11 protein-coding genes are annotated in these 9,509 nt (G+C 70.5%); 2 read left to right on the top strand and 9 right to left on the bottom strand.

The features are described 5' to 3' along the window. From ACFDS6_RS08560 to ACFDS6_RS08525, 8 genes are all read right to left on the bottom strand, one after another. Positions 1 to 611 (bottom strand): hypothetical protein (locus ACFDS6_RS08560; protein WP_375271725.1); only part of this gene is annotated, 611 nt, incomplete at its 3' end. Beyond that, entirely contained in the window at positions 604 to 1,098 is a 495-nt protein-coding gene (locus ACFDS6_RS08555; RefSeq protein ID WP_375271724.1) for an ATPase, read from the bottom strand. The genes ACFDS6_RS08555 and ACFDS6_RS08560, both read right to left, overlap by 8 nt. A gap of 59 nt (positions 1,099 to 1,157) precedes the next feature. Beyond that, positions 1,158 to 1,385 carry a F0F1 ATP synthase subunit C gene (locus ACFDS6_RS08550; RefSeq protein ID WP_174191841.1) on the bottom strand — a complete coding sequence of 76 codons (228 nt, stop codon included), beginning with the start codon at positions 1,383 to 1,385 and terminating at the stop codon, positions 1,158 to 1,160. A gap of 66 nt (positions 1,386 to 1,451) precedes the next feature. Then, positions 1,452 to 2,210 (bottom strand): F0F1 ATP synthase subunit A, encoded by a 759-nt coding sequence (locus ACFDS6_RS08545; protein ID WP_375271729.1) that lies wholly within the window; start codon positions 2,208 to 2,210, stop codon positions 1,452 to 1,454. Positions 2,211 to 2,263: 53 nt separating this feature from the next. Next, on the bottom strand, positions 2,264 to 2,620 hold the full coding sequence (locus ACFDS6_RS08540) for an AtpZ/AtpI family protein (protein ID WP_375271722.1): 357 nt from the start codon (positions 2,618 to 2,620) through the stop codon (positions 2,264 to 2,266). A 264-nt stretch (positions 2,621 to 2,884) separates the two neighbouring features. After that, entirely contained in the window at positions 2,885 to 3,265 is a 381-nt protein-coding gene (locus ACFDS6_RS08535; protein WP_375271721.1) for a YdbL family protein, read from the bottom strand. Between the two features lie 3 nt (positions 3,266 to 3,268). Next, positions 3,269 to 3,457, bottom strand: a complete 189-nt coding sequence (locus ACFDS6_RS08530; RefSeq protein WP_375271720.1) for a YnbE family lipoprotein — start codon at positions 3,455 to 3,457, stop codon at positions 3,269 to 3,271. Positions 3,458 to 3,477: 20 nt separating this feature from the next. Continuing rightward, a complete protein-coding gene (locus ACFDS6_RS08525; protein ID WP_375271719.1) occupies positions 3,478 to 6,732 on the bottom strand; it encodes a YdbH domain-containing protein in 3,255 nt (1,084 codons plus the stop codon). A 38-nt stretch (positions 6,733 to 6,770) separates the two neighbouring features. On the opposite strand from ACFDS6_RS08525, the gene radC reads away from it, so the two are divergent. Beyond that, positions 6,771 to 7,472, top strand: coding sequence for a DNA repair protein RadC (radC, locus tag ACFDS6_RS08520; protein WP_375271728.1), 702 nt, complete (start codon positions 6,771 to 6,773; stop codon positions 7,470 to 7,472). Positions 7,473 to 7,532: 60 nt separating this feature from the next. Here the strand turns inward: radC and ACFDS6_RS08515 are convergent, their stop codons facing one another. Continuing rightward, entirely contained in the window at positions 7,533 to 8,084 is a 552-nt protein-coding gene (locus ACFDS6_RS08515) for an EF-hand domain-containing protein (RefSeq protein WP_375271718.1), read from the bottom strand. Positions 8,085 to 8,347: 263 nt separating this feature from the next. On the opposite strand from ACFDS6_RS08515, the gene purB reads away from it, so the two are divergent. Next, the coding region (gene purB, locus ACFDS6_RS08510; RefSeq protein WP_375271717.1) for an adenylosuccinate lyase at positions 8,348 to 9,509 on the top strand (1,162 nt) is incomplete at its 3' end.

Here is a 9,509-nt window from a genome sequence, read left to right as displayed (position 1 = left end):
ATCGCGCTGTTGACGAGCGAGCGATCGGCCTCGGCGTTGTGCTGCTCGGCGATGACGCGGCCGGCGGCGGCGGTGGCGGCGGCGACGACGGTGGCACGGACCTCGTCGAGGGCGGCGCGCTCGGCCGCGGCGATCTTGTCCTCCGCCATACGCGTGCGACGCTCCATCAGCGCCTCGGTGTCGGCCTTCGCCTTGGAGACGATCTGCGCGGCCTCGTGGTGCGCGTGCTCGCGCATCTGCGCGGCGTCAGCCTCGGCCGAGCGGGCGCGGGCGGCATATTCGTCGCGCAGCGCCTCGGCCTCGCGGCGGAGCTGCGCGGCCTCGTCGAGCTGATGACGGATCTCGCCGATCCGCTTGTCGAGCATCGCGCCGATCGTCGCCGGCACCTTCCAGACCAGCGCGGCGAGCAGCACGACGAGCGCGGCGAGCCCAACCCAGCCGGTGTCGTTGAAGCCGAGTGCGGTGGGCGCCGCGACATGCTCGGACCCTTCCGACACGGTGCCGACGAGACCGCTGCCGTTCTGGAGGTCGGCGGTGCCGAGCCCCTGCGAGTGGGTCGGGTCGGCGAGGTTCTGCGCGACCGCGGCGTCGGCGTTGACGGCGTTAGACATTGTGCAGCTCCTGGCGAACCGCGGCGTGCGCGACCTCCGGCGAGACGGTCATGCCCGCCACCTTGGCGACGAGGTCCTGCACCGTCTCGGCCGCAAGGTCCTGTACCTTGACCATCGCCGCGGCCTTGGCATTACCGATCGCGATGTCGTGGTGGGCGATGCGCTCGTTCAACTGCTCATCGACGTCGCGCATCTGCGCCTCGGTCGACTGCGCCGCGCGCGACTTGGCGGCGACCACCTCGGCCTGCGCCGCGGCGCGCGCCGCGTCCATCTCGGCCTGCCACGCCGCCTCGGTCGTCGTCGCCTCGGCCCGCGTCCGCTCGGCGGTGGCGAGGTCTTCGGCGATCTGGCGCTCGCGCAGATCCATCACGCCCGTGACCCTGGGCACCATCATCTTGCCGATCCCGAAATACAGGATGCCGAAGGTGATGAGCAGCCAGAAGATCTGGGACGCGTAGGTTGCGGCGATCTGACTGATTTGAGGCATGGCGGTCCGTTAATCGTACCCGCCGCGCGCACCCGAGGGCTTGCGCGGCGTGTGAGTAATCAGGCGACGAACACCAGGATGATCATCGTCACGAAGGCGAGCAGGCCGAGGAGCTCCGCACCCGCGAAACCGATGAACAGACGGCCCTGCTGGCCATCAGCGGCACCCGGGTTGCGCAGCGCGCCTTCGAGGAAGGCGGCGAACACGTTGCCGACGCCCAAGGCGGCGATGCCCATGCCGATCGCGGCGAAACCAGCACCGAGCAGCTTGGCGGCTTCTGCGTCCATTTCAGTAACTCCCGTTCAAATCAAAGCTTAGTGGAAAAGGTGGGTTCAAGAAGACGGCGACCCGTCTCAGTGAAGGTTGACCGCGTCGTTCAGGTAGACGCTGGTGAGAAGCGCGAACACGTACGCCTGGATCGCGGCGACGAGCAGTTCGAGCAGGGTGATGCCGAGCATCAGCACGAAGCTGGGCAGCGACACGATCGCGACGTAGCCCGGCCCGAGGTTGATGCCGTTGATGACGAACGCGGCCAGCACCTTGAGCAGGATGTGACCCGCGGTCATCGCGACAAACAGTCGCAGACCCAGCGAGAAAGGCCGCACCAGGAAGCTCATCAGCTCGACCACGAAGATCAGCGGAATCATCACGACCGGCGTACCGTGCGGCACGAACAGGCTGAAGAAGTGGAAGCCGTGGCGGCCGAAGCCGACGATCAACACGATCGCGAAGCTGATGATCGCGAGCACGCCGGTGACGGTCAGGTGGCTCGTCACGGTGAACGGGTGCCAGCCCGGCACGATGCCGACCGGCATCAGCCCGAGGATGTTCGCGAACAGGATGAACATGAACAGCGAGAAGACGTACGGGACGAAACGCTTGCCCTCCGGCCCGATGTTCGACGTCAGCATGTTCTGCACGAAGCCGGTGAAACCCTCCACCGCCGCCTGCCAGCGACCGGGCACCAGCTCGCGCTTCATGCCGCCGAGCATGAACAGCCACAACGTGACGAGCGTGATGACCATCCACAAAGCGGAATTGGTGAACGACAGATCATAGCCGGCCACGTTCCAGCGCAGACCGAGCACGGGCTCGATCAGGAACTGGTGCATCGGATCGATCTTGCCGCCTTCTGCCACGTCTGCCCCTATGCTTCCCACATACGTCAAGCGCCCGGCTGGTCCGGGCGCTTGGTCGTTAACCGAATGATCTGCCTGAACGCGACGCCGATCCCGAGGAACAACGCGACGATCAGCGCCCAGGGCGTGGTGCCGAACCAGCGGTCGATGAGCCAGCCGATCAGCGCCGAGCCGACGAGACTTCCAATAAGGGCGGCGAGCACGCGGTTGCCGAGCTGGTAGCCCGCCTCCCCCTCGTCACGCACCACCCCCGTGCGTTTCGCTTCGTCCCTGCGGGCCCGTTCCAGTCGCTGGTCCAGCGAGGCGAGCCGCGGGTCCTCCGCGTCGTGGAAATCCTGTCCGGGACCGTTATCCGCCACGCGCCACCTCTCCACATAGTTCATGCCGGGGAGGTTTAAGCACACGGTGGGCAAGCGACCCCGCCAAGGCGCCGTCCGGTTAGCCGGGGGGTCGGGGGGTGTCAACCATTGTGACAATCGTGGACGCGGCGCGGTGCGGTGCGCGGGGGGTTCGCACGCCGGGTGACGTTACGGCTGGGCGCGAAGTGGAGGAAGTGGAGGCTCGTGAACGTTTTCTCCATCAGCGCGTCGGCGGCGATGCAGCGACAGTATGGCTGCCCCAACATCGCGCCGAGCATCGCTGGACGATCACACGCAGCGGGGATCGCGGGTAGGGGCGCCGCCGCCGCGGGTTTCCCAGCTGCCGGCCGGCGTGCGGTACTTCTCGCCCGGCTGCGTCTGCGCGATCAGGTTGCAGCCGCTGGTGAAGGAGAGCTGCTCAACGGTCGCGCCCGACGCCTGCGCCTTCTGCGTGTAGGCGGCCTTGCGCTGAATGTTGATGTTGCTGACCAGCGCGCGCAGTTGCGCGTCGCCGCCGCCGACGACGCCGAGATAGCCGTCGGGCTGCTCACCCACCTGCCCCGCCAGGCGCGCGGCGGCGTAGGCGGGATCGCGCTGCGCCTGCGCCGCGCCGGACAGCGCCGCGAGCGTCACCGCGGCGGCGAGCATCGTGATGGTCTTGCGTGTCATGGCTCAGAATATCCCTGGGTTCTGCTTGATCAGCGACTTGGCTTCGTTGTCGAGGCGGTAGACCACCTCCTGCGTCACGTTGATGTTGAGATTGATCTCGATCGGTTTCGTCGGTGCCGAGATGTTGACGCACGCGGCGTTCATCAAGAGCGGCGCGCCCGCCAGCCACCGTATACCGCCGATTCGCTTCACCCTCGATGCTCCTGTTGTGGTCATGGCACGTTCTCGCTTGCCGAAGGCTGAATGGGCGGCACCAGCGGCGCGGTCGTGGAGGGCGCGTTCGGCGCGGCGCGCCGGTTCTGCTCCTCGATCAACTGCTGGAGGTTGCGCGCGACCAGCCGCTCGGGATCGTAGAAGCTGGCGGCCGAATCGATCAGGCCGCGGAACGGCGCGCGAATGCGGATATTGAACAGGATCGGCAGTCTGGTCAGCCGACGGATCAGGAAGTTCGACTTGGCGCCCGCGCCCTGCTTGATCCCGGCGAACCGCACATCGGTGATCATCTCGCCCGCGAGCGGCCCGTTCATGCCGATGTCGAGGTTGCGATAGCTGAGCGAGCGCAGCATCTGGAACGCGTAATTGCCCCAGAAGCCGAGATTCTTCTCGGTCAGGTCGCCGACATAGGCGATGCCGCCGCCGCCGGCGCGCGCGGTCAGCCGCCCGCCCTCGATCCGCCCGCCGCCCTCGTCGAAGATCATCGGCAGCACGCCATCGAACGTGCCGGTGGCGTTCAGGTTCTTGAAGTCGAATTGCTGGAGGAACGCGCCCGCGTCCATGCCGGCGACGCGAAAGGTCATGCGCCGCTCGCGCGCGGCGGAGAAGTCGAGCAACGTCGGCTCGAGCGTCAGCGTGCCGCCGGCGAACGGCCACACGCCGCGGTCGACCTTGATCCGGGTGCCGGGCAGCGTCTGATAGGTGATGCGCCCGTCGGTGACGGGGACGCCCGGGTTGATCGAGCGCACGGTCGCGACCTGGTTCGGTGCGCTCTCCAGGCTGAGCAGGTCGGTGAAGCGGATCGTGCCCGACAAACCCTCGATTGGGCCGAAGGCGGCGGCGAGCGCGGTGTCGCTGGTGGAGAAGGTGCCGGTGCTGGTCACGCCGTCGGCGTTCCAGGCGATGTCGCCGCGCCCTTCCACGCGCCCGCGCACGTCGGCGATGACGCCGAAGGTCAGCGGGGTCAGCAGCTCGGGCTGGAACCCGTCGCCGAAGGTGATGCCGGGCACGGTCAGCGCGGCGCGGCCCGCGCCGGTGCCGAGGCGGTGGTCGACGCGCAGGTCGGCGACCTTCACGCCGCGGGTCGGCTCGAACAAGGTGCCGGTCGCGGCGATGTCGCCGTTCGCCAGGGTCAGCGCGACGTCGCGCGCCGCCATCGGCTGAAAGCGCGCGTCCGGCGCCGCGTCGCGGACGGTGAGCGCGCCCGCCAGCGCGAGGCGATTGTTCGCGAAGCGCCAGTCGCCCGCGCCATCGCCGAGCAGCAGCGGCACGTTGGCGATCTGTCCGGCGAGCCCGGCGAAGCGGCCGGCGACCGCCCCGTCACGCAGCGTGCCGGTCAGCCGCTCCGCGTCGATCCGGGTCGCGCGTTCAGGCGCACCGATCGTGGTGCGCAGGCTTGTGATCGCGAACGCCGAGCGTGCGAGCGACAGGTCGGCACCCGCCGCGGCGAGGCGAAGCGGAGTGCCGCCGATCGTGCCCGACAGCCGCGTTGCGGGCAGCCGCACGGTGCCGCTCGCGCGGCCGTCGGCGACGCGGAGCAGCGCGCCGTCGACCGGACACAACGTCAGTCGCGCGGGGTCGAGCCGGAGCGTCGAGACGGTCAGCGCGGCGAAGCGAACGGGGGTGCACGCCGGGTCTACCAGCACTCCCGCCGGCGACCAGCGCAGGTCGAGCGGCAGCACGAGGCCGTCGACGCGCCCGCCCGCGACCGGGCCGGAGAGCGCGACCTGCGATAGCGCGCGGCCGCTGCCGCCGCGCGCCTCGAAGCGGACGCGGTCGAGCGCGAGCGCGGCCTCGCCGGCGGCGTAGCGCGCCATCGTCGCGGTGCCGGTCAGCGCGCCGGTGTCGGAGCGGGCGAAGCGCGCGTCGAGCTCCGGAAGGCCGCCGCCCGCGAGGCGCAGGGCGCCGCCGCCGCTCACCCCGCGCGCCGCGGTCCAGCGCAGTGCGGGGGCCGCGTCGAAGCGCGCGCGGGCGCCGCTCGCGCTGGTGAGCGCGGCGTCCTCCAGCGTGGCGCGGATGCCGCCGGGGGTTCGCAACACGGCGAGCCGCGCCTCTGCCGACACGTTGCGGGCGGCGCGGCGGGCGGCGTCCTGGGCGCGCGCGAGCAGCGGCGCGACCGGGGTGCCGTCGCCGCCCGGAAGCGCGGGCAGCAGCGCGCGGAGGTCGCCGCCACGCATCGTCACACTACCGGCGTAGCCGACGCCCGCGGGGGCGATCCGCGCCTGCCCGCGCAAGCCGACGCGCGCGGCGGACGCGCCCGCGCCGCGTGGTCGCAGTGCGGCGAGATCGAGCGGCAGGTCGAACGTGCCCGCCGCGCCGGGCCTGAGCGCGACCGTACCGGCGAGCGCGGCGGCGGACGCGTCGGCGTAGCGCGCGCGGCCGGTCGCGAGCGTCGCCTGCGCGGTCGAGCGCGACAGCGCGCCGAGCATCACCGCTGCATCGGCGTCGATCCTCGCCTGCTCGACCACGGCGCCGAGGCAGTCGAGCCGGCCCGCGCGGACCGGTCCGTCGAGCCGCAGCCGGTAGACGCCCTCGCCGACGCGACCGGCCGAGTGCACCTGCCCCGCCGCGCGCAGGCCTCGCGCGGTGCAGTCCGCCTGCGCGAGCTGGTCGGCGGCGAGTGCGTAGCGGCCGCGGAAGCCGCCATCGAGGCGGCCGCTGCCGCTCAGGCCGACGCCGACGACGCCGAACGGCGTTTCCAGCCGCATCCGCCCGTCAGCGAGCGTGACGTCGAGCGCGGGGAGCGACAGGGCGCCGCCTTCCCCCTTGGGCAGCAGGCGATCGAGCGCGCCGAGCGACAGGCGACCGTCGACCAGCCGCGCGCGGACGCGCACCTGTCCGGCGCGCACCGCGACCAGGCGCGCGCCGTCGAGGCCAACGTCGGTCTGCGTCTCGATCCAGTCGGCGACGAGGTCGGGGCGCGCGGGATCGCCGATCACCACGTCGGTCAATCGCTGCCGCCCGAGCCCGAGGTCGGCGACGCGGTAGCGCGCGGACACTCCCTTGCGCGCGAGTTCGCGGTCGATCACGCGCGTGGCGATCGGCACCCGGCTGAGCCATACGCCGCCCGCGGCGGCCACCACCAGCACCGATCCGGCGACCAGCACGCGCGTGCGCCTGCTGCGTGCGGGCGGTGGCGCCACCCCATCCCGCGCCTGTTCCTGCCGCTCGCCGCTCATGCCGGGGCCAAGCATAAGGCCGGTGCGGCGGAGCGCAATCAGCGACGCCCGTTGCGGATGCGCGGCGGGCGGCATAGCCTCGCGCCATGTCCGTCCCTGCGACCTCCGCCGCCATGTCCGACCCGCCGTCGCGTGAGGATCAGCGGCTGCTCGACGCCGTGGGTCACCGCGAGCGGCTGCGCGCGCGACTGCTCGAGGATGCCGAGGGGCTGCAGGATCACGAGCTGATCGAGTATCTGCTAGCGCTGGCGATCCGGCGCGGCGATACCAAGCCGATCGCCAAGGCGCTGCTGCGCGAGTTCGGTGGGATCGGCGCGGCGCTGGGGGCCGATCCGGCGGAGCTGCGGCGGGTCAAGGGACTGGGCGATATGAGCATCGCCGCACTGAAGATCGCGCACGCCGCCGCGATCCGACTGGTGCGCGCGCGCGTCGCCGAGCAGCCGGTGCTGGCGAACTGGCAGACGCTAGCCGATTACCTCCACGCCGACATGGCGCACGACGCGGTGGAGCGGTTCCGCGTGCTGCACCTGAACACCAAGAACATGCTGGTGCGCGACGAGGTGATGTCGCGCGGCACGATCGACGAAGCGGCGGTGCACGTGCGCGAGGTGATCAAGCGCGCGCTCGACATCGGATCGGCGGCGCTGATCCTGGTGCACAACCACCCCTCGGGCGACCCGTCGCCGAGTCAGGCCGACATCCGCATCACCCGCGCGATCATCGACGCGGGCAAACCGCTGGGCATCCAGGTGCACGACCATGTCATCGTCGGGCGCAACGGTCAGGTGAGCCTGCGCGCGAAGGGCGTGATCTGACACGACAACAGCCGCCGGATCGCTCCGGCGGCTGTCGCGGTTGGGCTGAACGGGTGTGGCTCAGCCGGCCTGCTTCGCGCCGCTGCTGAGGAAGGTGGCGAGCTCGGTCTTGCTCACCTCGGCCGAGCGGTCGGTGTCGGCCTTCCTGAACGCGGCGTTGTTCCACGCGGCGTCGGGCTTGGCGCTGGGATGGGCCTTCGCCTTCAGCGCGTCCATCCAGCTGGCGAACTCGGCCTTGCTGAGCGAGCCCGACTTGTCCTTGTCGTAGCTCGGGAATTCGCTGTCGAGGATGGCGGCAACCTGGTCGGGCTCGTTGGTGCCCTGCGTAGCCGGCTGGGTCGCCGCGGGCTCGGTCGTCGCGGTCTGCGCTGACGTGGCCGGCGTGCCCGTCGCGGGATCGGGAGCGGGCGTCGTCGGCGCGGCCTGCGCGGTGGTCGCGGGCGCAGCGGTCGCCGGAGCGGTCGTCATCGCGCCAGTATTGGCCGGTGCCTGAGCAGTGTCGGGCTGGCTGGTCGAAGTTGCCGGCGCGCTCTGCGGCGCGGTTGCGGCCTGTTGCGCGGTGGCCGGCGCGGCGATCGTCATGGCCGACGCGAGAAGAACGTACTTGAGCATCATCGTCTCCTTTGAAGCATTTCCGTCTGTTGTAACCGAGGTAGGGAAACACTTTCGGTCGTGCAATGGCGACCCGAAGTGAAACATTGTTGCTTGGCGACAGACCCCGGAGCATGTTTCCGCGGAATTGCTAGGGTTTGGCGCCTTTGCTAATGCCCGCCGCACCATCGCCGGGATACGACGACCCGTTCCACTGCCGCGACGCATCGTTCGATGTTCGTTCCCTGCCGCACACGCAACCCGACACCCAAGGAGCCGCCGCCGTGATCCCTCGTTACTCCCGCCCCGAGATGGCCGCGCTGTGGACGCCCGAGGCGCGCTATCGCATCTGGTTCGAGATCGAGGCGCACGCGACCGACGCGCTGGCCGAGCTGGGCGTGGTGCCGAAGGCGGCGGCGGAGGCGCTGTGGCGCTGGTGGGCGACCGATCCGGCGATCGATGTCGCGGCGATCGACGCGATCGAGGCGGTGACCAAGCACGACGTGATCGCGTTCCTGACCTGGGTGGCCGAGCAGGTCGGCGACGAAGCGCGCTTCATGCACCAGGGCATGACCTCGTCCGACGTGCTCGACACGACCTTGTCGGTGCAGCTGGCGCGCGCGTCCGACATATTGCTCGCCGACCTCGACGCGTTGCTCGTCGTGCTGGAGCGGCGCGCGCGCGAGCACAAGCTGACGCCGACGATCGGGCGCAGCCACGGCATCCACGCCGAGCCGGTGACGTTCGGGCTGAAGCTCGCCGAAGCCTATGCCGAGTTCCGCCGCAACCGCGAGCGGCTGGTCGCCGCGCGCGCCGACATCGCGACCTGTGCGATCTCGGGCGCGGTCGGGACCTTCGCCAACATCGACCCCGCGGTGGAGCGCCACGTCGCCGAGAAGATGGGCCTCACCGTCGAGCCCGTGTCGACGCAGGTGATCCCGCGCGACCGCCACGCGATGTTCTTCGCGACGCTAGGCGTGATCGCGGGCTCGATCGAGCGCGTCGCCGTCGAGGTGCGCCACCTGCAACGCACCGAGGTGCTGGAAGCGGAGGAATATTTCTCGCCCGGGCAGAAGGGCTCGTCGGCGATGCCGCACAAGCGCAACCCGGTGCTAACCGAGAATCTGACCGGGCTGGCGCGCATGGTGCGCGGCTACGTCACGCCCGCGCTGGAGAATGTCGCGCTGTGGCACGAGCGCGACATCTCGCACTCGTCGGTCGAGCGCTACATCGGGCCGGACGCGACGATCACGCTCGACTTCGCGCTCGCGCGATTGACCGGCGTGGTCGACAAATTGCTCGTCTACCCCGAGCGCATGCAGAAGAACCTCGACCGTATGGGCGGGCTCGTCCACTCGCAGCGCGTGCTGCTCGCGCTGACGCAGGCGGGGGTGAGCCGCGAGGATTCGTACCGGCTGGTGCAGCGCAACGCGATGAAGGTGTGGG

The organism is Sphingomonas sp., assembly GCF_042095875.1.
Classification (GTDB): domain Bacteria; phylum Pseudomonadota; class Alphaproteobacteria; order Sphingomonadales; family Sphingomonadaceae; genus Sphingomonas.
The sequence above is the reverse complement of the archived record's forward strand: the minus strand, read 5'-3'. Positions and strand labels throughout refer to the sequence as shown.